Origin of the sequence: Collinsella sp. CM84Y_54 (genome assembly GCF_036317945.1) — a bacterium.
Taxonomy (GTDB): Bacteria; Actinomycetota; Coriobacteriia; order Coriobacteriales; family Coriobacteriaceae; genus Collinsella.
Genome location: NZ_JAWQCX010000003.1, coordinates 329,963 through 352,440, shown reverse-complemented (window position 1 = coordinate 352,440; position 22,478 = coordinate 329,963). Strand labels below are relative to the sequence as shown.

The 22,478-nt window shown below is 60.3% G+C and carries 19 protein-coding genes and 1 riboswitch; of the genes, 9 read left to right on the top strand and 10 right to left on the bottom strand.

What is annotated here, in order from left to right; all coding sequences use genetic code 11:
• Positions 1 to 220: 220 nt before the first annotated feature.
• Positions 221 to 1,132, bottom strand: coding sequence for a hypothetical protein (locus V2391_RS06730; protein ID WP_329738712.1), 912 nt, complete (start codon positions 1,130 to 1,132; stop codon positions 221 to 223).
• A 152-nt stretch (positions 1,133 to 1,284) separates the two neighbouring features.
• On the bottom strand, positions 1,285 to 2,697 hold the full coding sequence (locus V2391_RS06725; protein WP_329738711.1) for an MFS transporter: 1,413 nt from the start codon (positions 2,695 to 2,697) through the stop codon (positions 1,285 to 1,287).
• Between the two features lie 204 nt (positions 2,698 to 2,901).
• Between V2391_RS06725 and V2391_RS06720 the strand changes: the two genes are divergently transcribed.
• Positions 2,902 to 3,312: a peptide deformylase gene (locus V2391_RS06720; protein ID WP_329738710.1), complete on the top strand. Its 411-nt coding sequence runs from the start codon at positions 2,902 to 2,904 to the stop codon at positions 3,310 to 3,312.
• A gap of 199 nt (positions 3,313 to 3,511) precedes the next feature.
• Here the strand turns inward: V2391_RS06720 and V2391_RS06715 are convergent, their stop codons facing one another.
• Entirely contained in the window at positions 3,512 to 4,993 is a 1,482-nt protein-coding gene (locus V2391_RS06715; RefSeq protein WP_329738768.1) for an aminotransferase class I/II-fold pyridoxal phosphate-dependent enzyme, read from the bottom strand.
• Between the two features lie 201 nt (positions 4,994 to 5,194).
• Positions 5,195 to 6,052, bottom strand: coding sequence for a LysR family transcriptional regulator (locus V2391_RS06710; protein ID WP_329738709.1), 858 nt, complete (start codon positions 6,050 to 6,052; stop codon positions 5,195 to 5,197).
• A gap of 118 nt (positions 6,053 to 6,170) precedes the next feature.
• Here V2391_RS06710 and V2391_RS06705 point away from each other — a divergent pair, with 118 nt between their 5' ends.
• Positions 6,171 to 7,082: a DMT family transporter gene (locus V2391_RS06705; protein ID WP_329738708.1), complete on the top strand. Its 912-nt coding sequence runs from the start codon at positions 6,171 to 6,173 to the stop codon at positions 7,080 to 7,082.
• A gap of 209 nt (positions 7,083 to 7,291) precedes the next feature.
• The gene (locus V2391_RS06700) at positions 7,292 to 9,541 is read left to right on the top strand and encodes a KUP/HAK/KT family potassium transporter (protein WP_329738707.1); all 2,250 of its coding nucleotides are present in this window, start codon (positions 7,292 to 7,294) and stop codon (positions 9,539 to 9,541) included.
• An 81-nt stretch (positions 9,542 to 9,622) separates the two neighbouring features.
• Here V2391_RS06700 and bsh read toward each other — a convergent pair whose 3' ends face one another.
• Together bsh and V2391_RS06690 are read right to left on the bottom strand one after the other, a co-directional pair.
• Positions 9,623 to 10,588, bottom strand: coding sequence for a choloylglycine hydrolase (bsh, locus tag V2391_RS06695; protein WP_138341130.1), 966 nt, complete (start codon positions 10,586 to 10,588; stop codon positions 9,623 to 9,625).
• Positions 10,589 to 10,832: 244 nt separating this feature from the next.
• Positions 10,833 to 11,252, bottom strand: a complete 420-nt coding sequence (locus tag V2391_RS06690; protein ID WP_329738706.1) for a peptide deformylase — start codon at positions 11,250 to 11,252, stop codon at positions 10,833 to 10,835.
• A gap of 193 nt (positions 11,253 to 11,445) precedes the next feature.
• Here V2391_RS06690 and V2391_RS06685 point away from each other — a divergent pair, with 193 nt between their 5' ends.
• The 3 genes from V2391_RS06685 (at position 11,446) to V2391_RS06675 (ending at position 15,629) form a co-directional block, all read left to right on the top strand.
• Complete coding sequence (locus V2391_RS06685; RefSeq protein ID WP_329738705.1) at positions 11,446 to 12,756, top strand: NCS2 family permease; 1,311 nt, start codon at positions 11,446 to 11,448, stop codon at positions 12,754 to 12,756.
• 207 nt (positions 12,757 to 12,963) lie between these two features.
• Complete coding sequence (locus V2391_RS06680) at positions 12,964 to 14,748, top strand: hypothetical protein (protein WP_329738704.1); 1,785 nt, start codon at positions 12,964 to 12,966, stop codon at positions 14,746 to 14,748.
• A 215-nt stretch (positions 14,749 to 14,963) separates the two neighbouring features.
• Positions 14,964 to 15,629 carry an alpha/beta hydrolase gene (locus V2391_RS06675; RefSeq protein ID WP_329738703.1) on the top strand — a complete coding sequence of 222 codons (666 nt, stop codon included), beginning with the start codon at positions 14,964 to 14,966 and terminating at the stop codon, positions 15,627 to 15,629.
• Between the two features lie 61 nt (positions 15,630 to 15,690).
• Here the strand turns inward: V2391_RS06675 and V2391_RS06670 are convergent, their stop codons facing one another.
• From V2391_RS06670 to V2391_RS06655, 4 genes are all read right to left on the bottom strand, one after another.
• Positions 15,691 to 17,025, bottom strand: a complete 1,335-nt coding sequence (locus V2391_RS06670; protein WP_329738702.1) for a uracil-xanthine permease family protein — start codon at positions 17,023 to 17,025, stop codon at positions 15,691 to 15,693.
• A 122-nt stretch (positions 17,026 to 17,147) separates the two neighbouring features.
• Positions 17,148 to 18,281: a 5-methyltetrahydropteroyltriglutamate--homocysteine S-methyltransferase gene (locus tag V2391_RS06665; protein ID WP_329738701.1), complete on the bottom strand. Its 1,134-nt coding sequence runs from the start codon at positions 18,279 to 18,281 to the stop codon at positions 17,148 to 17,150.
• A 155-nt stretch (positions 18,282 to 18,436) separates the two neighbouring features.
• The gene (locus tag V2391_RS06660) at positions 18,437 to 19,333 is read right to left on the bottom strand and encodes a LysR family transcriptional regulator (protein WP_148331535.1); all 897 of its coding nucleotides are present in this window, start codon (positions 19,331 to 19,333) and stop codon (positions 18,437 to 18,439) included.
• A gap of 10 nt (positions 19,334 to 19,343) precedes the next feature.
• Positions 19,344 to 20,252: an HAD family hydrolase gene (locus V2391_RS06655; RefSeq protein WP_329738700.1), complete on the bottom strand. Its 909-nt coding sequence runs from the start codon at positions 20,250 to 20,252 to the stop codon at positions 19,344 to 19,346.
• 94 nt (positions 20,253 to 20,346) lie between these two features.
• A riboswitch (TPP riboswitch) is annotated at positions 20,347 to 20,457 on the top strand.
• Between the two features lie 51 nt (positions 20,458 to 20,508).
• Here V2391_RS06655 and thiM point away from each other — a divergent pair.
• The 3 genes from thiM to V2391_RS06640 are packed head-to-tail and all read left to right on the top strand — an operon-like array spanning position 20,509 to position 22,385.
• Positions 20,509 to 21,348 carry a hydroxyethylthiazole kinase gene (thiM, locus tag V2391_RS06650; protein ID WP_329738699.1) on the top strand — a complete coding sequence of 280 codons (840 nt, stop codon included), beginning with the start codon at positions 20,509 to 20,511 and terminating at the stop codon, positions 21,346 to 21,348.
• 3 nt (positions 21,349 to 21,351) lie between these two features.
• Positions 21,352 to 21,693 carry a thiamine-binding protein gene (locus V2391_RS06645; RefSeq protein WP_329738698.1) on the top strand — a complete coding sequence of 114 codons (342 nt, stop codon included), beginning with the start codon at positions 21,352 to 21,354 and terminating at the stop codon, positions 21,691 to 21,693.
• Complete coding sequence (locus tag V2391_RS06640) at positions 21,690 to 22,385, top strand: thiamine phosphate synthase (protein WP_329738697.1); 696 nt, start codon at positions 21,690 to 21,692, stop codon at positions 22,383 to 22,385. Before V2391_RS06645 ends, V2391_RS06640 begins: the two co-directional genes overlap by 4 nt.
• Positions 22,386 to 22,478 lie beyond the last annotated feature (93 nt).

Sequence of the window (22,478 nt, the reverse complement as noted above, 5' to 3'; positions counted from 1 at the left end):
CTACCGACAGCGAAAACCCGCCAGAGCGAGGGAGGCCCTTTTGGGGCGAGATGACGCCATAGGTTGAGCATAAGTCAGCGAGCGGGTCGCATTTGTGACAAGGTGGCGTGAAACGAAAGGGCGCTGACCTTCTGGTCGCGCCCTTGAAGTTGAACGTCAGATTGTCCAAATGCGGCCCGCGCAGCGTCGGCCGGTTACGGCGTTTGGTAAAACGCCGTAACTAAAAACGGTTGCCGCGGAAGCCGCCGCCGTTGCGGCCGCCACGGTCGCCGCCGCGACCGCCGCGGTCGTTACCACGGTTGCCGCCGAAGCCGCCACGGTTGCCACCGCGATCGCCATAGCCACCACGGTTGCCACCAAAGCCGCCGCGACCGCCACGGTCGCCGCCACGGTCACCAAAGCCGCCGCGACCACCGCGATCGCCACCGCGACCGCCACGGTCGCCGCCACGGCCACCGCGATCACCAAAGCCGCCGCGACCGCCACGGTCGCCGCCACGGCCGCCACGGTCGTCACGGCCGCCGCGAGGACCGCGGTCCTCGTCCAGGCCCATGGCGACGAGCGGGGCGATAACCTTATCGAGAGCGGCCATCAGCTCGGTGGCCCCCTCATAAGAAAGCTCGGGCAGGAGCTTCTCCTTCTTGTTGGCAAGCTCGACCAGGCCCTCAGCGGCATCCTCGGCAGCGAAGACGACGATCTTGCGCATATCGCCCTCGGCGTCGTCGATGCGGCCGACCAGATCGGCAGCCTCGGCCTCGGCCATCAGGCCATCGAGCTCACGAAGGCGCATGCCCAGCAGGTCGGACATTTCCTTCTGCTCCATCTTGGGCTTGAGGTCAAGAAGCTTGATGGCGCGCTCGATGTTCGCCATGCGCTCGGCCTTGGCCTCCTCCTCCTTGGAAATAGCAAAGCGACGGCTACGCAGCAGGCGGGCGGCCTTCTGCATCTTGTCCATCAGCTCTTCGTCATCGTAATCAACGGCGGCCTCGACAACCTCGGCCTCCTCCTCGGCGGAAACCTCGTCAGCAGCCTCAACCTCGGCAGCTTCGGTCTCCACGGTCTCGACTGCCTCAACCTCGGCAGCCATGGTCTCGTTCTCGGTCTCGTTCATGATCTCTTCGTTCTCAGACATGAGACTCCTTCTTGGCCCTCTCGGGCATCATCGCCCCATTCGCGGGGCCCGTCGCGCACTCTTTGCGCTTTAAACATTCATGCCTCTCGGCAAAACGTCCATTAGTTTATGGTGTCGCTCGCTAATCTAGCTGCAGAATCTATGTGCACACATTAATGCGACATGTGCGACTCGCGACGAGCGTACACCAGCGACGCCACGAACCCGACCACGGCAATTACAGCCGCCACACGCACGGCCGCCGCAAATCCAATCGCCTGGGCAACGTCGGTCGCAACGCCAGCGGCGCCGGCAGTCGCCGCAGAACTCGAGAGCAGGCTGATAAACAGCGACGGGCCAAACGATGCGGCAATCATGTTCCACGTGTTGAGCAATGCCGTTCCGTGAGGATGCTCAGCGCCAGGCAGCGTCTCCAAGCCGGCCGTTTGCGAGGGGCTCAGCACCAAACCGACTCCGGCATACACCACAACGGTCAGCGCCACGACGACGCCGATGTTCATGCTCACCGCCGTCACCGAGATGGCAGTCTGCCCCACGGCAATCAGGGCAAAGCCGACCGGCAGCAGCGGCCATGCGCCACGGGCGTCCATCACGCGTCCGCCCACAATCGAGGTCACGGCGTTGCAGGCAATTGCCGGCAAAATGAGCAAGCCCGCAACAAGTGCGGTCATGCCGTATGCGCCCTCAAAATAGAGCGGCAACAAAACGCTCATCGAGAACGTCGTCATCATCGATACCACCACAAGCAAGCACGCAGGCCAAAAACGAACACTCGCCATGGGACGCACGTTAAGCACCGGATGCTCGAGCTTGAGCTGACGGGCCGCAAACAGGCCGAGCAGCACAACGGCGGCGAAAAGCGCCACGACACCGGCAATCAAATTGGTCGAGAACTCGCCTACGGAATACACAAATGCCGTAATACCGGCAGCGAGCAAAACAACCGACAGACTATCAAGCGTGGTGTTCGAGCGCTCTCCGACATTCTGAACATGCTTTACGCCCGCCGCAGCGACCACAATGCCGCCCACCAGCGGCACTACGAACACCGCTCTCCAGCCAAACAACGTGCACATTAGACCGCTGATCACGGGTCCAAACGCCGGCCCCAGCGTAATGCAGGCACCGCCCAGGCTCAGATACAGACCGAGCTTCTCGCGCGGGGCGCAAGACAGCACCACGTTCATCATGAGCGGGAACAAGATGCCCGATCCCGCAGCCTGCAAAATACGACTTGGCAGCAAAACGCTAAACGACGGAGCGATCAGACACAGGACTTCGCCGGCGACCATGCATCCGCATGCGAAAAACAGCAGCTTGCGCGTCGAGAAACGGCCGGACAGAAAGGCCATGATGGCCGTAAAGATCGACGTCACGATCATGTAGCCCGAAACGAGCCACTGCGCCGTGGTGGCACTCACCGAAAAGGCCGCCATAATGTCGTGCAACGCCACGTTAATGATGTTCTCGTTAAACGCGGCAACAAAGGCTGCAACATACATTACGACGAGAATCGCCGAGGCTGTCGACGGTGATTGAGTTTGCTTTTGGGATTTGGTCCCCATGAAATTCCTTCCTCTTAGAACGACAATCGCATCGCCCCAGAGGAACAGTCCAGGGCGAAAATGAGCCCTAGACTTACACCAGACGCCGTACACGACGAATCTGGCAACATGGTCCAACGTCGAAAGATTGTAACGCGGACGCGCAGCTTTCCTTCCGCGCTATTATTAAAAGTCCACGAAAGCATAAGACATGAGGAGCCCGCCATGATTAAGCCCATCATGAAATCCGAGTTCTTTTTGCGCCTGCCTTCCGAAGACGCGGGACCCGACGATGCCGCGACCGGGCAGGACCTCCTGGATACGCTCCACGAGCATGAGCACGAGTGCGTGGGCCTCGCCGCCAACATGATCGGCGTGCGCAAACGCATCATCTGCGTAAAGGACGGCAGCAAGTCGCTGCTCATGTACAACCCTCAAATTCTTGAGCAGGTCAATGCCTATCAGACAAGCGAAGGATGCCTCTCGCTAATCGGCGAGCGTCCATGTACCCGCTATCGCCGCATTAAGGTTGAGTATTTGGACGAGAACTTCGTCCACCGCATCAAAAACTTCTCGGACTACACCGCCGAGATCATCCAACACGAAATCGACCACTGCAACGGCGTCGTGATCTAGTTCCGCCGTTCTACCGAACGGCGGACCACTTGACGCTACGCGAGCCGCATTCACGCCAATCTGACGTTCAATTTCGAGGGCGCGACCAGAAGGTCAGCGCCCTCTCATTTCACGTCACCTTGGCGCAAATGCGGCTCGCTCGCTGTCGTATGTCTATCCTGCGACGCCTCGATTCTTGCGGCGGCAGATACCTAACTCCCTACGCTTGGCGGTAGTGATCGAAGAAGTCGGCGAGGTCTTCGAGCGACTCTTTGAGCACTTCCATGCGCGGCAGATACACGATGCGGAAGTGGTCGGGCTCAGCCCAGTTGAAGCCGCCGCCGCGCGTGATCAGGATCTTCTTCTCGTGCAGCAGGTCGAGAGCGAACTGCTCGTCATCGGTGATGTTGAACTTCTTAACATCCATCTTGGGGAAGATGTAGAACGCCGCGCGCGGCTTGACCACCGAGATGCCGTCGATCTTGTTGAGCGCCTCATACACAAAGTTGCGCTGCTCGTAGACACGACCGCCGGGACGGATATAGTCGTTGACCGACTGATGGCCACCGAGCGCCGTCTGGACGATTGACTGGGCCGGCACGTTGGAGCACAGGCGCATGTTGGAGAGCATGTTGATGCCCATGATGAAGTCGCTCATGCAGCGCTGGTTGCCCGAAAGCACCATCCAGCCAATGCGATAGCCCGCGATCATGTGCGACTTGGAAAGGCCGCTAAAGGTGACACAGGGCAGATCGGGAGCGAGCGAGGCAATCGAGACGTGCTCATAGCCGTCCATGCACAGGCGGTCGTAGATCTCGTCTGCAAAAATCATGAGCTGGTGCCTGCGCGCAACCTCAACGATGCCCTCGAGCACCTCACGCGGGTAAACGGAGCCCGTGGGGTTGTTGGGGTTGATGATGACGAGGGCCTTGGTCGCGCTCGTGATCTTGGACTCCATATCCTGCAGATCGGGATACCAATCGGCCTGCTCGTCGCACAGGTAGTGCACAGGATGGCCGCCGGCAAGGGTCGCGCACGCCGTCCAGAGCGGGTAGTCGGGGCTGGGGATCAGGATCTCATCGCCGTTGTCGAGCAGCGCGTTCATCGAAAGCTGAATGAGCTCGGACACGCCGTTGCCCGTGTAGATGTGCTCCATCTGAACGTTGGGCAGGCCCTTGATCTGCGAGTACTGCATAATCGCCTTGCGCGCAGAGAACAGACCGCGCGAGTTGGAATAGCCTTCGCAGTCGGGCAGCTGCTGGCGCATGTCCTTGATGACCTCGTCGGGCGTGCGGAAACCGAAGGGCGCCGGGTTGCCGATATTGAGCTTGAGGATGCGCTCGCCCTCGTCCTCCATACGGGCGGCCTCGTCGACGACGGGACCGCGCACGTCATACAGGACGTTATCAAGCTTGGTGGATTTAGAAAAAGTACGCATGGTGGTGCTCCTTGGAATTTGAGCTGAGGGATGAGGTTCGGGCTTGGAAACGTTACGGGGCGATGATGCCTCGCCTTGATCGGCGTCACCGGCAAGCAGCCAGGTAACATCGACCTCCAAAATGCGGGCGAGCAGCTCTGCCACATCGCGCCGCGGAATCGTCTTGCCGCTCACATATTGGCTCATCTGACTCTTGCCGAGTTTTTTGCCGAGCATCTCCGATGCGCGGATTACGTCCGACTGGCGAACGTCGCGATCGGACATAGTCTGTCGCAGGCGATCGCTAAACGTCTCTTGGGCCACTAGAACCTCCTTGCTGGCAAAGTTCAATTTATAGAACACGAATTGAACCGGAGTTCAATTTAGGCAGCAGTATAACGCGGCACCTCATTCCAAAGTTCAATTTCATAAGAAAATGTACCGAACCCCGAGGATTGTCCCAAAGTGGACAACAGGTACGCGCCTTTAGAGATATTCAAGGAGACGAGCCGCCGCAAGCGAAACGTCAGCCGTGCGATATATCGCATTGATCTGCCGATGAGGATGTCCCTCGAGTGGGCGCACGGCAACATCGAACTGGCAGCGGCGCAAGATGAGCGCCGGAAGAATGCTCACGCCCAGGCCGTCCTCGACCATAGCCATAATCGCATAGTCATCCCAGGTCGACAGCTTAGAGCGCACCGCCAGACCCGCGCGACGAAACAGCGGCGTAATCTCGTCGTCGCTACCGCGTTCCAGCAGAATAAACTGCTCGTTGGCCAAATCGGCAAGAGAGACGACCTCCGCCGCGGCAAGCGAGGAGTCCGCTGGCACCACGGCCATCAGCTCGTCTTGCACCAACGGCCGCGACGCCATGCCGGCGCCGCGTGGTTCGCGCGGAATAAAGCCCAGGTCGCAGCGGCCTTCCGCCACCCATTGCTCAATCTCGGAGTAATCACCCATCAGCAGCTCGTAATCGATGTCCGGGTGATCGGCGCGAAAGTGCGCAATCACCGGCGGCAGCACGTGGGTCGCCACACTCGAAAACGTACCGATGCAGATTTTGCCGCGCATGAGCCCACGCATCTCATCCACCCGTCGCTGCAAACGAACAAATTCCTCGCACAACGCCTCGACCGCCGGCATAACTTGCCGCCCATCGGCAGAAAGCACTACGCCCTCGTGGCTTCTATCGAGCACTTTAAAGCCCCAGTCGGCCTCGAGATCGGCCACCATACGGCTCACGCCCGACTGCGAATAGCTCAGCCGCTCGGCGGCGCGCGTAAAACTTCCGGCGCGCACGGTCTCAAGCAGCACCTGCATCTTTTGAATATTCGTTTCCACGGCACCCCTCCACCTTTGCATGAGTTTTTCTCATGCTATCCATGCATTATATTCGCTTTTCTTCTAAAGCCAGTTCACCCATAGTAAACATGCTCGGATATAGAGGGGATGTCAGCGTATGAACAACGGACTGTTTACGTACTTAGCAGCATTGCTGTTGTTTGGCTCCAACGGCATCATCGCCGCCGCCATCGCGCTCCCGAGCTCCGATATCGTACTCCTGCGCACGTTTTTGGGCGCACTCTCGCTTGTCACCATCCTCGCCATCACCCAACGCCATAAGTTGCAGGCGCCATCTCGCCCCCGCGAAGCCGCAGCCCTCCTCCTCTCGGGAGCCGCGCTGGGCGCCAGCTGGATTTTTCTGTTCCGAGCCTACCAGACGATCGGCGTCGGCGTTTCCTCGCTGCTGTACTACTGCGGCCCCATCATCGTCATGGCCCTCTCCCCGCTCATCTTTGGCGAAAAACTGACCGGCGGCAAAATCGCCGGGTTTATCGCCGTCGCCTGCGGCGCTTTTCTCATTGCAGCGCAAGGTCTAGGCGGCAGTATGCCCATTACGGGCATCGTCTGCGGCATCGCCTCGGCATTTTGCTATGCGCTGATGGTCATCGCCAGCAAGGGTGCGCCGCACATCGAGGGCCTCGAAAACTCCGCGCTCCAGGTGAGTGCCGCCTTTGTGACCGCGCTGGTCCTCACGCTCGTCACCCAAGGCGCCCCCACGTTTTTCTCCCCCGGCATCGCCGCAGGCATCGATTGGCGCGCCGTCGCCATGCTCGGCGTCGTCAACACCGGCATTGGTTGCCTGCTCTACTTTAGTGCCGTCGCCAAGCTGCCCGTCCAGACCGTCGCCGTCGTCGGCTACCTCGAGCCGCTTTCGGCCGTCGTGTTCTCGGCCGTCCTTTTAGGCGAAGCCATAACACCGGTCCGTCTGATGGGCGCCGCGCTTATCATCGGCGGCGCGATTTTTTGCGAACTCGCCGGCAAACGCGCAGACACCAAAGCAAGCATCGCTCAAGCGGCACGCGCCTAACAGCCCCTCTTCAGCTCAAAGCAGGGACGCATCCGCGGTTATCACGTTGCAGCAAACCACACAGCCGGAAGTGCCCCTGCTTTGAAATGTTATCTGCGCAAACAGCTACTCCCCAGATGGGGATTATTGTCTAAAACACCCCGATGTGCCAAACTGCTCTTATATGTATAAAGATGGCATAAAGGTCTGCTGCCCTTTGCAGGGGCCGGATGTCTAAGGGAGTCCACGTGGCACACAACAAACTGGAGGCAAGCCCCCAAGACCAGCGTGGTCAAGGCGGGCATGGAGCCATTCCCCTCTCCGCTGGCATGCTGCTCGTAACGCTCGGCGTCGTCTACGGTGACATCGGCACGAGCCCCATGTACACCATGAAATCAATCGTTGCCAACAACGGCGGCATCGGTACCGTCAGCGAGGACATGATCCTGGGCGCGCTTTCGCTCGTCATCTGGACCATGACGCTCGTGACCACGGTCAAGTACGTGGTTATCGCCATGAAGGCCGATAACCACAACGAGGGCGGCATCTTCGCCCTGTTTAGCTTGGTGCGCAAAGTGGCGCCGTGGCTGATCCTTCCCGCCATGATCGGCGGCGCGGCGCTGCTCGCCGACGGCATCCTCACCCCCGCCGTCACGGTTACCACGGCCATCGAGGGCTTGCGCACTATCGAGTGGGGCCATGCGCTTTTGGGTGACGGCCAGACCAACGTCATCATCATCACCATCATCATTATCTGTGGCCTGTTTGCCATGCAGCGCGCCGGCACCTCGTCGATCGGCAAGCTGTTCGGGCCGCTCATGACGCTGTGGTTCCTGTTCTTGGCTGGCGCCGGCCTGTTCAACATGCTCGGCAACCTGTCCATCCTACGCGCGCTCAACCCCATCCGCGGCATCATGTTCCTGTTCTCGCCCATCAACCACTCGGGCATCATGGTGCTCGGCTTCGTCTTCCTGTCGACGACCGGCGCCGAGGCGCTCTATTCGGACATGGGTCACGTGGGCAAGGCTAACATCTATGCATCCTGGCCGTTTGTTAAGGCGGCCCTTATCCTCAACTATCTGGGTCAAGGAGCTTGGCTGCTCGCCAATAACTCCAACCCCCAGATGCTCGCGATGGATATCGTCAACCCGTTCTATATGATGCTCCCCGAGCCCCTGCGCCCCTTTGCCATCGTGCTTTCGGCCGTAGCGGCCATCATCGCCTCGCAGGCGCTCATCACCGGCTCGTTCTCGCTGGTATCCGAGGCAACCCGTCTCAATCTCATGCCGCATCTGCGCATCCACTACCCCAGCGACACCAAGGGCCAACTCTATATTCCGCTCGTCAACAACATCATGTGGGTCGGCTGTATCTTCATCGTGCTGCTGTTCCAAAACTCCGAGCGCATGGAGAGCGCCTACGGCCTCGCCATTACCGTGACCATGCTCATGACCACGACGCTTTTGACGAGCTACATCGCCGGCATCCTCAAGCACAAGCTGGGCGCCTGCGTCTTCGCCCTGCTCTTTGGTGCCATTGAGCTGTGCTTCTTCGCTTCGTGCCTCACCATGTTCTTTGACGGCGGCTACGTCATGATCTTCCTGGCCGCGCTGCTGTTTGGCCTTATGTACGTGTGGCGCCGCGGCACCGCCATCGAGCGCACGCAGACGATCCTGCTGCCCGTCTCCAAGTACATTGACCAGCTCGGCCGCCTGCGCAACGACGAGACCTACCCCGTGCTCGCCGACAATCTGGTGTTCCTTACCAACAGTCCCGACCCGCTCACGCTCGACCGCGACGTGCTCTACTCCATCTTGGACAAGCACCCCAAGCGTGCCAAGGCATATTGGTTCATCAACGTACACGTTACCGACGAGCCCTATACGCACGAGTATTCCGTTGAGACCTTTGGCACAGACTTCCTGTTCCGCGTGCGCTTGGACCTGGGTTTTAAGGTCAACCAGCGCATCAACGCCTACCTGCGCCAGATCGTTGGCGACCTGATGGCCTCGGGAGAGCTGCCACCGCAGCACCACACCTACTCCATCTACGAGACGCGCGGCAACGTGGGCGACTTCCGTTTTTGCATGCTGCGCAAGATGCTCGCCCCCGAAACGGACATCAACCGCAACGACCATCGCGTCATGGCCATCAAGTACGCCGTCCGCCGCGCCTGCGGAAGCCCGGCACGTTGGTATGGTCTCGAGAACTCGGCCATCATCATCGAGTACGTGCCACTGTTTGCCCGCATGCGCCCGGCCGTTAAGCTCGTGCGCACCCAGGTGCCGCTCGAGGTTCAGATCGAAGAGGCCGAGGAAATGGAAGTCGATATCTTCTCGGACGACTTGGTCAACGGCAACGAGGCCGGCAAGAGTATGAACGTCGATCCCACCGAGCTGCTCGAGAGCGTCGCCGATACGCCCGAGCAACAGCAACTCGACGGACTCGAGAGCACCCAGCTCAACGACGCCAACTTCTAACACGCCACCAGCCATTGACGACAACGGCTCCGCATCTCATAAAAGGTGCGGAGCCGTTTTATGTCGCAACGGACCGGTGAGCTACGAACGACGCGGCTCGGGAACCACGAGCCTATCGGGGCTCGCGCCCTCGGCATCCATCAGGCTCACGTAGCGAATCGACGGATCCCCATACATCGCGTAGTAATAATTGCCCGTGCGCGCGCTAAAGCATCCGGTGTAGATAGTCTTCTCGAACTTGCCATCGCCCATCCTGGACGCCCCCTCGATCATCACCACGCCCTCGAGCGAGCGGAACATGCGGACGACGTTTTCGGTCTCGCTCTCCTTTTGCGGGTAATTGGCATTGAGGTACGCCGCCTTTACAAAACGGCTCGGCGAATAGCAGTCACCCGGAATACCGCGCATGCCGGCACCCGCACCATAGGGCTTGAGCTCGGCGCCACGCCATGTCGCCGTCTGCGGAAAATCGCTTGTGGCCGTGATATAGGTGCGCAGGTTTTCCATGTGCCACGGGAAGGTGGGCTGATTGGCAAGGGTGTCGACCGGATCGTCGTATACATGCAGGCCGTCAGCCATCATCTCGACCACGATGCTACGCTGGCTGTCGCCGATAATCCAATGGAGCAGCGACACGCCCAGCCCCTCTCCGGCAGATTTGGCGACAATCACCGTGTCGCGCAGCGCGGCCTCGACCTCATCGACCGTCGAGAACGTCGCTGCCACCCACAGGGGAAACTCATAGGCTGCGATATTGGTCTTGCCGTCGACAGGGTCCTCGGCATACTCGGCATAACCCGGGAAATTGAGACCCGCCACGGCGAGGCCCGCATCGTTGCCGCAGTCGAAGAACATGGGATAGTTCTTGTAATCGATGCACATACCGATCACCGCGTGTGCCGCTGTCGCGTCGTCGATAAACGAATACGGAATGTGAAACCCGCGAGGCATCACGCGAACCTGTTGGCCATAGTCAAAGCTCCAGTCGAGGTTGCGGCCTAGATACATGTGGCCGGAATTATCGGTAAATCGAATGCTCGTACACATAGCGCCTCCTAGCTTCACGTTCTTGCTAATCTCATTGTCTCCAAACAGAAAGGCGCTAAACACAAAAGCCCGGACATGACAACAATGTCACGCCCGGGCTATTCAAGCAGGATAAACTCAACCAAGTTAACCCCGCAGGTCGTCTAAGGGGTCAAAGTGCCGCAGATTGCCACGAAAGAGGAGCGAAGCGTACTTAAGGTACGCGAGCGACGATTGAGCGGCAAGGTGCGGTGCTTTGATCCCCTTAGACCAACTTGCCGAGGCAGTGGTCGATCATATGCTGGATCATCTGTGCCTCGAAGCCCACAAAGTCCTGCTTGCGCTCGCGCATCTTGCCGTCGGCGATCACGTCATAAGCGACCTTGCACTTGATATAGCGCGTGGACTTGGTGATCTCCTCGTGCGTCAGGCAGCTCTCCTCCATCTTGCTGGCACCCAGGCCAAACACCAGACGGGGGTTGTAGAGCACATGGGGCTCGCCGGCATCGTCCAGGTAGACGCAGACCTTCTTGGTGATGCCGATCTGGTTGGCGGCAAGGCAGCCGGCATCGTCGAGCGACTTGATGGTATCGATCAGGTCCTGTGCGACCGACTCGTCTTCGACGGTCGCGACCTCGCAACGCTGGGACAGAATAGCCTCGTCGTGGCAGAGCTCTTTAATCATACGTTCCTCCATAGGGGTCGTTGTAACCGCTTAAGTATACGGTACCCACACATTTTCATGCGAAAAATACCGTCCGTCTGCTACAAAGCGCCGAACATCAACATGCGAGGAACAACAGCGTCGTAAAGGGGCTATAGTGGGTGAGTTCGTGTCAATCGGCCTAAACTCGGGGCCGAACAAGGAAAGGGTATGCATGGACGAACTATTTCACGTCAGCGAGCGCAAGTCCACAATCGGGACCGAACTTCGCGCTGGACTGACAACGTTCCTGGCAATGGCCTACATCATTGCCGTCAACCCCGCGGTGCTCTCGGGCGCCGGCATCGATGCAGGAGCGCTCGCCTGCGCCACCTGCCTGGGCGCCGGCATCATGACCATCTGCATGGGCATCTTCGCCAACCGCCCGCTCGCCTGCGCGTCGGGCTTAGGCGTCAACGCGATGATCGCTGGAATCGCCACCACCGTCTGCGGCGGTGACTGGCACGTGGCCATGAGCGTTATCTTCCTCGAGGGTATCGTCATCTTGCTGCTCGTGCTTTGTGGCCTGCGCGAGGCCATCATGGACGCCATCCCGGTTGTCCTGCGTCACGCCATCTCGGTGGGTCTGGGCCTGTTCATCGCCATGATTGGCCTGTGCGATGCCGGCATTATCACCGCTGGCGCCGGTACACTCGTCGGTCTGGGCGACATCACCTCCCCCACCTTCATCGTCGGCATCATCTCCATCCTGGTGACAGTCGCCCTCGCCTGCCGCAACGTCCCCGGCTCGCTGCTCATCGGCATCGTCGTCGCCGTCATCGCCGGTATCCCCCTAGGTGTGACCCAGGCTCCGACCGGTATCATCGCCCCGCTCGACTTCTCGAGCATCGGTGGCCCCATCGCCGACGCCGGCGGCGTGCCCGCCATCGTCAAGGTCCTTACCGACCCCACGCTCCTCGTCATCTCGTTCTCGCTGCTCATGAGTGACTTCTTCGACACCATGGGCACCGCGATGGCCGTAGCCAAGCAGGGCGAGTTCCTCACCGACGACGGCAACGTCGAGAATATCAAGGAGATCCTAATCGTCGACTCCGTCGCCGCCGCTGTGGGCGGTTTCATGGGCGTCTCCTCCATCACCACCTTCGTCGAGTCCACCTCTGGCGCTGCCGACGGTGGCCGCACGGGTCTCACCTCCGTCACCACCGGTGTGCTGTTCATTCTCGCCGCGTTCTTCTCCCCCATCGTCACCATCGTTTCCAGCGCCGCCACCTGCGGTGCTCTGGTCTACGTCGGCTACCTCATGATGAGCGAGGCCTCCGAGATCGACTGGTCCGACGTGTCGCAGGGTTTCCCGGCGTTCATGATTGTCGCCGGCGTGCCCTTCACCTACTCCATCTCTGCCGGCATCGGTCTGGGCTTTATCGCCTACGTGATCGTCGCACTCTTTAAGGGCGAGGCCTCCAAGATCAAGCCGCTCATGTGGATCGCAGCCCTCGCCTTCCTCGTCTACTTCTTTGTAGCGTAGCGGCAAAGCTGCCAAAGCAGAACACCAAAGCGCGGAGTCGCATCGAGCGGCTCCGCGCTTTTCTTTTAAAGCCGGGCAACGCACGGACGCGCGACGTATTGCTTCCCAAGTTTTGGACATTTTGCCCTCCAAACGGCACTACCGACGACTACATCCTGCAGATATGCTGAATGTAGTCGCATAGGCCCTATGAGGATGGGAGTAACCATGGCCGCCTTGTTCACGACCCCCAAGCGCAATGACAAAACCTCTGGAGCCCATTTTGTCGAGCCCGACGTGCGCCGTCGCACGCTGCTCGCACACGGCAGTTGGCGTCGCGTGACGCGCCGCATCGTTGTAGGCGCCGTATGCGCGCTTACGGTGAGCTCGCTGCTCATGCCGAGCGTCTCGCTCGCGGCCGAGCGGGTCAACGTCGGCGACACCTGGTATGAAGCTGGCGCCGCGGTAGGCGACGAGGCGGGCACCTGGGCCTGGGACGGCGCCGACGACATGAAGCTCAACGGCTATGGCGGCGGTGCAATCAAGGCTGCAGGCAAGCTCAACATTGCGTACGAGGGCAAGAACACCGTGAAAACCGAGCCCGATTACACCGGAGCCGCCATCAAAGCGCAGGATGGCACTAACCAGAAAGCGGAGTTGAACATAACGAGCTCGAATAGCACGGATGAGCTCAATGTGACAGCCGAGGCCGATGCAATTAAATCCACAGGCGACCTCTCCATTTCTGGCCCAGGCACCGTGAACACCACAAGCACTACTTCCGACGGAATTGAGGCAAAGGGCGACCTCTCTATCACGGGCTCGGGCACCGTGAATGCAACGGGCGGTACCGAAGGTATCCAATCCAAGGGCAAGACCACCATCGATTCCTCTGGCACAGTGATCGCTAAAGGAGGCGAAGGTTACGGCGTCGCCGCGGGCAGTGACATCATCATCAAAGGCGGTGGCAAGGTAGAAGCAAGCTCGATAGAAGAAGCGGCGATTTGGGCTGACGGCAACATCGACATCTCGGGCGGCAGCCAGGTCGAGGCAAGCTCCCAGGGAGATCTTGCCGTCGACGCTGAGGGCAGTCTCGCGGTCACGAACGCCTCCCTTGACGCAAGCGGTGTTGAATATGGTATCTATGCCTACAAGGGCGTTACGCTCGATCACGCGACCGTGACGGTCCGCACAAGCGCGAGCGGCGGCCAGGCCATCGCCCTCATCACTGACGGGGACGACATCGTCATCAAGAATGGTTCCATCGTGGACGCGTTCGCGGAAGGCAAATTCTCGGTTGCAATCTCTACCAGAAACCACCAGCCAAACGTCGCTGGCGGTCACATCTACATCAGCGACTCCGTTGTTAAGGCTATAGCCCGCTATGTCGAGACCGGTGGCGATGGCCCCGATTGCTACAGTACAGACCAGGATGGCGAGATCACCCCTGAGCACAGGGGCGTGAACATCGGCATCTTTGCTCAGACCAGCGAGGGTATTATGCCCGCGACCATCTCCATCGTCCGCAGCAAGGTCACGGCCGAGGGAGACACGGCAGCGATCTTCGCCCTTGCCATGAGTGCGGACGGCAAGGCGATCGGCACCATCGAAATCGAAGGCGCCAGCATCCTGACGCCTGAAGGCGGCAAGGTCATTGACTATCGCAACAAAGAAGAGCTCAGTGAAGGCATCATGTACGAGGCAGGCCAAACCATCGGCACGGGCGATGCCGTAGTCGACTCCCCCTATAACGAAGCTGTTGCCAAGAGCACGGTCATCGCACCGTCCGAGGAGACCAAGCCCGAGGAGAAGCCCGGCGAGACCAAGCCCAAGGGTTCCAAGTCCGAGGGTACAAAGACGATCAAGACCGTTGCAGTTGCAGCCACGGGAGCCAAGACCACCGGCAAGCTTGTGGCAACCGGCGACGCCTCGAGCGCAGCCATCGTGGCAGCCGCCCTTGCGGGAACAGCCGCCATCGCCGCAGGCGCCGTGGTGAGCCGCAAGCGCTCATAGACGCCTTTGGCCTTTAACGCACGGGACGGCACCCACAGAAGTGCTAGCCTGCACACCGTTTAGCAACGCCACCGTCGAGCTCCCCTCCGGCGGTGGCGTCTTCCTGTTTGTGCTCACGCGGTGCGTATGCGATTATTCTTAATGCAGCCCAACCTATATGTGCCAGCGTGCGACAATTGGGACCGTCGATATCACAACGCTGAGAGAAGCAGGCCATGGAAGCGCATCGAAAGCAGATAACCGTCTATTCGAATCATGCGGAAAGCGTACCTGTCATCTACCTCCCCGTAGTCATGGGCGACGGCAGCGAGGTCTACAACCGTTGTCTTGAGCTCGGCTGCCCGCCATTCACCCTCGTCGCCATTGGCGGGCTCGATTGGAATCGCGAGCTGAGCCCCTGGGCATGCGACGGGACCGTGCGCGATGCCGAACCCTTTGGTGGGCAGGCGTCCGGATTTCTCGATGAACTGCTGAACCGGATAATCCCAAAGGTCGAATTATCGCTCCCACTGCCGCCCACCTGGCGCTGCATTGCCGGCTACTCGCTCGCGGGCCTCTTCGCGCTCTGGTCCCTCTGGCAAACCGACGCCTTTGACCGCGCCGCGAGCGCATCGGGGTCCCTGTGGTTTCCTGGCTTTATCGACTATGCGCACGAGCACGCGATGGCAGTTACGCCCGACGCCGTCTACCTGTCACTCGGCAAAAAGGAGGCCAAGACGCCCAACCGCATGATGCGGCATGTACTCGACGACACACGCACGATGGAAGCGTTGCTCGTCGGGCGCGGCATTCCAACAACGCTGGAGCTCAACCCCGGCAATCACTTTGCCCAAACCGACTTGCGCATGGCCCGCGGCATCCACTGGATACTGACGCATTAAAAATGGTGCCCACGCGCATATACGCATGGGCACCATATCTTGTTTTAGCTGAACGCAGCTACTACTCAACAGCTTCCTCAAGCTCGGAGACATCAAACTCAAAGTCGTTACCCGGTAGGATGGCATTGAGTACGATGCCCACCAGCGAGCCCACGGCAAGACCGGAAAGCGAAATCGTCACGCCGCCCAGCTCCAGCACGATGGCGCCGGCGGTGCTGTACGCGATGCCGAGCGAAAGCACGAGCACCAGAGCGGTCACCAGCACGTTGCGGTTGTTTTGGAAATCGACCTGGTTCTCGATGAGGTTGCGAACGCCCACGGCGCTGATCATGCCGTAAAGCACGAGCGAAACGCCGCCGATAACGCATGCCGGCATGGCGGCGATCACGGCAGCGAACTTGGGGCAGAACGAAAGCACGATGGCACAGCACGCGGCAATGCGAATCACGCGCGGGTCGAACACACGCGTCAGGGCGAGCACGCCGGTGTTCTCGCCATACGTGGTGTTGGCCGGAGCGCCAAAGAGCGAAGCCAGAATCGTGGCGAGACCATCGCCGAGCAGCGTGCGATGCAGGCCGGGATCGGCAATGTAGTTGCGCTCGCAGGTGGAGCCAATAGCGGAGATATCACCGATATGCTCGATCATGGTTGCAAAGGCCAGCGGCATGATGGTGATGATGGCCGTCGTGGCAAGGCCGCTATCGAACTGCGGCCCAAAGAGTGCAAATACGGTGTTGTCCCACACGACGGGCAAGCCAACCCAGGGAGCGGCTGCGACGCCAGAGAAATCGACCTCGCCCAGCGCAGCCGCAACGGCATAACTCACCGCAACGCCCAGCAGGATCGGCACGATTTTGACCATGCCGCGGCCCCAGATGTTGCAGATGACGATCACTGCAACAGCGATAACGGCGACAAGCCAATTGGTCTGGCAGTTGGCAATGGCAGAGCTTGCCAGGATCAGACCGATCGAAATGACGATAGGGCCAGTCACCACCGGTGGGAAGAAGCGCATGACGCGCTTGGCGCCAAAGGCGCGGAACAGGGCCGCCAGCACCGGATAGAGCAGACCGGCGCAGGCTACGCCCAGGCAGGCGTAGGGCAAAAGCTCGGTCTCGCCGTTGGGCGCGATGGCGGCATAACCTGCGATAAAGGCAAACGACGACCCCAGGAATGCCGGCACCTTACCGCGCGACAGGAAGTGGAACAGCAGCGTGCCCAAGCCGGCAAACAAAAGCGTCGCCGAAACCGAGAGACCGGTGAGCACGGGCACCAGCACGGTGGCGCCAAACATGGCAAACAGGTGCTGTAGGCCGAGCAGGAACATGCGCGGGCGGCCGAGCGACGATGCGTCGTAGATGGCATCGGCGGCAACGGGCGTCGAAGGCTGGGACATGTGAGTCCTTTCGAATGGAAGGGCGATCGGGCATATCGGATAACCTGCCCGAACGATACGATCCGAACCATTGTACGCGATACGCCATGTCTCGCACGCGCCGTCACCTGCGAACGCTACTGCTACTTCCAGACACGCTCGGCAATACGCTTGACCAGCGCGATCTTCGCCCATTGCTCGTCCTCGGTCAGCTTGTTGCCAATCTCACAGCTGGCAAAGCCGCACTGGGGCGACAGATACAGGTTCTCGAGCGGAACATACTTTGCAGCCTCGTGAATACGCTCGACGATGGCATCCTCGTCCTCAAGCTCAGCGGCCTTGGTGGTCACCAGGCCCAACACGACCTTCTTGCCGGGAGCAACGTACTTGAGCGGCTCAAAGCCACCGGCGCGCGGCGTATCGAACTCCAGGTAAAATGCGTCGACATCCTCGCGTGCGAACAGGTACGGCGCGATGGGGTCATAGCCGCCCTCGAAGGCATAGGTAGAGTGGTAGTTACCACGGCACACGTGCGTGTTAATGACCAGGTCGTCGGGCTTGCCCTCGATGGCGGCGTTGTTGAGCGCCACGCCCAGCTCGCTTACCTTTTGCAGGTCGACCGGGCTCATGCCGGTTTTGGCGACAAAATCGGTATCGCAGTAGATGCCCCAGGTGCAGTCATCAAACTGGATGTTGCGGCAGCCTGCTGCGTACAGGTCGGCGATCACCGTGCGATAAGCGGCTGCGATGGCGTCGGCAAGTTCCTCATCGGTCTTATAGACAGCGCGCAGGCTCTCCTGCTGGCCGTCGCAGCGGTCGAGCGTGACTTCGGAGAACGTCTGGATCGGCGCCGGAATGGTTTGCCGCGCGACCTGGCCCTCCCCCTCGAGCGCCTTGACAAATTTAAAGTGCTCGACGAACGGATGGTTCTCGCCGCTAATGGGGCCGGTTACCACGGCGGTGTCGGCTGTGGTCTCCTCGTCGTGGAACATATAGCCCGTACGCGAGGTACGGCGTTCAATGCCGTTGAGCCCCCACATAAAGTCGAGGTGCCAGTAACTGCGGCGAAACTCGCCATCGGTAATCACCTGCAGGCCAGCGGACTTTTGCTTGTCCACCAGGTCGCGAATGGCCTCGTCCTCGACGGCCTTAAGGCCGGAAGCGTCGAGTTTACCCGCGACATAGGCGGCACGGGCGTCCTTTACAGCCTGCGGACGAAGAAAGCTGCCGACGATATCGGCGCGAAACGGCGCGTTCGGTTGAATCGAAGTGCTCATAGATATCTCCCTTTGCATTGGTTGCTTTACTGGGACAGAGTATGAGCGCTCATATGGCCATCGTAAAATATATGTTTATAACAGTTCGATATAGATGCTTCCTATATCAGTTGGGACTGCCATGAAGAGATTTGAGCCGTGCAGAACGCAGCAGTCTAAATATGCTGGCGGATCGCGTCGATATAAGCTTGGCCGTAGCGCGTGAGCGTCGTATTTTTGCGCGTAATGATGCCGATCTCCATGTACTCGTCTACATCAAGCGGAATGGAGATAATACCGGGGCCGTTAAGTTCATGGCTGATCACGCCCGAACACACCGTGTAGCCGTTAAGGCCCATAGCCAGGTTGAACAGCGTCGCACGGTCGCGCACGCGGATATTCTTGCGACGCTCAAACGTCGAGGTCAGTTCCTCGGAATAGTAGAACGAGTTATAGCTGCCCTGCTCGTAAGACAAAAACGGGTAGTCTTCCAAGTCCTCGAGCGTCACGCTGGAGCGGCCCGCCAGCGGATGGTCGGCGCACACGAAGACATGCGGCGTGGCGCAGAAGAGCCCCTCGAATACGAGCTCGTTGGCGGCGAGCATGCGCTCGATGACCTCGCGATTGTGCTCCGACAGATACAGGATGCCGAGCTCGCTTTTCATATGCGCGACGTCCTCGATAATCTCGTGGGTCTGTTCCTCGCGCAGGGTAAAGTCGTAGCGCGCGGCATCGAACTCACGGATCACATCGACAAACGCGTTAACGGCAAAGGAATAATGCTGGCAGCTCACGCTAAAGTGCGGCACCTGCTCGGACGCGCCCTTGTACTTGCCTTCGAGCAGATCGGCCTGGTCGAGCACCTGTCGCGCGTAGCCCAAGAAGGTCTCGCCTTCCTCGGACACAATGACGCCCTTGTTGGTGCGCTCAAAGATGTGCACACCCATCTCGTTTTCGAGATCGCGAATCGATGCGGTAATCGAAGGCTGCGACACAAAGAGCCGGCGCGAGGCCTCGGTGATGCTGCCGCATTCGGCGACTTTGACGACATACCTGAGCTGCTGAAGCTTCATGGCTTTCTCCCTAGATGTTCGTGACGTCGAAACCCGTCGCATCCATCTGACGCATAAACGGCGGCATCTCCCCCGTCGCGGCACAGGCGGCAATCTGATGCAGAGCCCCGGCAACCGCATCGTCTGCCGCAGCGCTGATATGCCAGCGCGCGGCAGCCGTGACGGCCTCGTTGGCATTGGCGACTGCAACGGAGTTGGGAACGGCATCGATCATGGGCAGATCGTTATCGGAATCGCCAAATACGGCCACTTCATCGGGCGTCAGACCCAAAGCGCGCGCCAGCTCCAGCGCAGCGCAGCCCTTGTCCCAACCAGCCGGAAGGATGTCAAACAGGCGCACTCGGTTGTTGGGAAACACAAGCGAGAGCTCCGGCACCTCAGCGGCAATGCGTTCGCGCAGCTCAGCGAGCTCTTCGCGCGAGCGGGCGCTCCAGATATTCGCCTTGTATACCGGGGCATCATCGACAACAGGACGGCACGGGGCCTCTTCGCCTTTGAGCCACGCGTTGCCGCCCGACTCCATGGCGCGACGCACGCGCTCGGGATCGCTCGTCACGCAATAGGCATCGTTGTCCCAAAAATCATCACCCAGGCTGTAGACCTTCAGGTACGTATCGTCGGTCTCTTGCTCCAAGTAGTCAGCCAAACGCATAAGGGCGGCGTTGCCGGTCGCATGCGAGGCTACCGCCTCGCCGTCCACAAACACGACCTGTCCGTTACAGAACGCGCCAGTCGAAAAGCACTCGGAACGATTTTTGAACATCCAACCCATCGCGGACGGCTGGCGACCCGAAACCGGGCCAAAGTGCAGACCCGCCGCCTGCATGGCATGAATGCCCTCGATGGCGTAGTCGCTAGCGCCGTCATGCCCGGCTGGAATCAGCGTATCGTCCATATCGGTCAGCACAAGTTTAATCATAAGGCCCCCCATTCGTATCGGTCCTACCTATTGTAACGACCTGCCAAAATAAACCTGTCCCTTTTTGGCAGGTGCGCTAGTATAGGGAACAACAGATTCGATGCGGGAGTGCCGGCGGTGCAAACCACAAGGCTGAGAGGGCATGGGGCCCAATCCTTTGAACCTGTCAGTTAATGCTGGCGTAGGGAGCATGCCGCCTTTAAAGGGGCGCTGTCTATGCACAGCGCCCCTTTTCTATGCCAAGGAGGCATGTGCAGTGATTGATTCGGAACAGCTTAAGCAACATATGGTCAAGGCCGTGGAAGAGATTCGCGCCACCAATCCGATGGCCGGCTCCATCACCAACACGGTGACGATCGACTTTGTCGCCAACGCACAGCTCGCCGTGGGCGGATCGGCCGCCATGGTCTATCTGCCCGACGAGGGCGAAGCGCTCGTTGCCGGCGGCGGCGCCATCTATCTCAACATGGGCACGCTCTTCCCTATCTACGAGCAGACAATTCCCCGCGCGGCGAAGGCGGCACACGACGCCGGCAAGCCCTGGGTGCTCGATCCGGTGGGCCTGGGCATCGGTAGCCTGCGCACCCAGCTGGTAAACGAGCTCAAGCAGTACAAGCCCGCCATCGTGCGCGGCAACGCCTCCGAGATTATCGCGCTCGCCGGCCTGTGGGGTCTTGAGGGCGAGACGGCCGATCTGAGCCGCGTGCGCGGTGTCGATACCACCGACACGGTCGATGCCGCCCGCGATGCCGCCGTGGCGCTCGCCCGCTACACCGGCGGCGCCGTAGTGGTCTCGGGCGGAGTCGACCTGATCACCGACGGCACGACGGTGGCCAAGTCCCACGGCGGCAGCCCGCTCATGTCCAAGATCACCGGCTGCGGCTGCTCGCAGGGCGGCGTGCTGGCCGTGTACGCCTGTGCCGCCGACCCGTTTACGGCAGCCATCTGCGGCACCGCCGTCTACAACGTGGCCGGCACGCGTGCCGCCGCTGTCGCCGACGCCCCGGCAAGCTTTAAGGTCGCCTTTATCGACGAGCTCTACCGCGCAACCGCCCAAGACATCGCCGATAACCGACTCGAGCTCGAGGAGGCATAGGCCATGTCCGAGCCCGTAGCCAATACCGACATGAACACACTCGTCGCCGTGGCCATCGCCCCATGCGGCACCGGCGATGAGCTCTCCGCCGAGGTCGCCGAGGTCGTGCGCGTCATACGCGAGAGCGGCCTTCCCAACCGCACCACCTCGATGTTCACCGAGATCGAGGGCGACTGGGACGAGGTCATGCAGGTCGTGCGCGACGCAACCTTTGTGTTGGCGAGCAAGGGCATCCGCACCGAAGTCGTGCTCAAAGCCGATATTCGACCCGGATTTACCGACACCATGACCGGCAAGCTCGAACGCATGGAAGCGCAGATCAAAAAGCAGGAGGAAGCACGATGAGCATCCGCGACAACCTTGATATCTCGGCCTATCTGGTACTCGGCCCCGAAAACACGCTCGGGCGTCCCGTGGGCGATGTGGTGGCCCAGGCGCTCGACGCAGGCTTTACCTGCATCCAGGTGCGCTCCAAGGTGGCAAGCGCCCGTGAAATCATCGCGCTGACGGGCGACGCCGCGCAGGCAATCGCACAGGCCGGCAAAACCGGTCAGGTCGCCCTGCTGATCGACGACCGTCTGGACTGTGTGCTTGCCGCGCGCGAGCAGGGTATTGCTGTCGACGGCGTGCACGTGGGCCAGAGCGATATTCCCGTCGAGGTCTGCCGCAAGCTTCTGGGCCCCGATGCCATCGTGGGCCTTTCGGCCCGCTGCGAGGAGATGCTCGAGTACGTCAAGACCGCCGACATGAGCCTAGTCGACTACCTGGGCATCGGCCCGCTCCACGAGACCGAAACCAAGCGCGACTGCGGACGCGCGGCCGACGGCTCTATCATCACCAAGAGCTTTGAGGACCTGGCCGCACTCCACGCGGCAAGCCCCGTGCCCATCGTGGTGGGCGGCGGCGTCAAGACGGCCGACCTGCCGCAGCTCAAGGCCACCGGCGTCGACGGCTTCTTTGTGGTGAGCGCCGTCTGCAGCGCCAATGACCCCTACGCCGCGGCCAAGGAACTCGTCGATACCTGGCAGCAGGCATAGACATAAGCCGAGCAGCTGATCCGCAGCCTCATATCTTCAGCAATGGAAAGCGCATCCCAGTTTGGACCTCCATTCCGGGATGCGCTTTCCGCC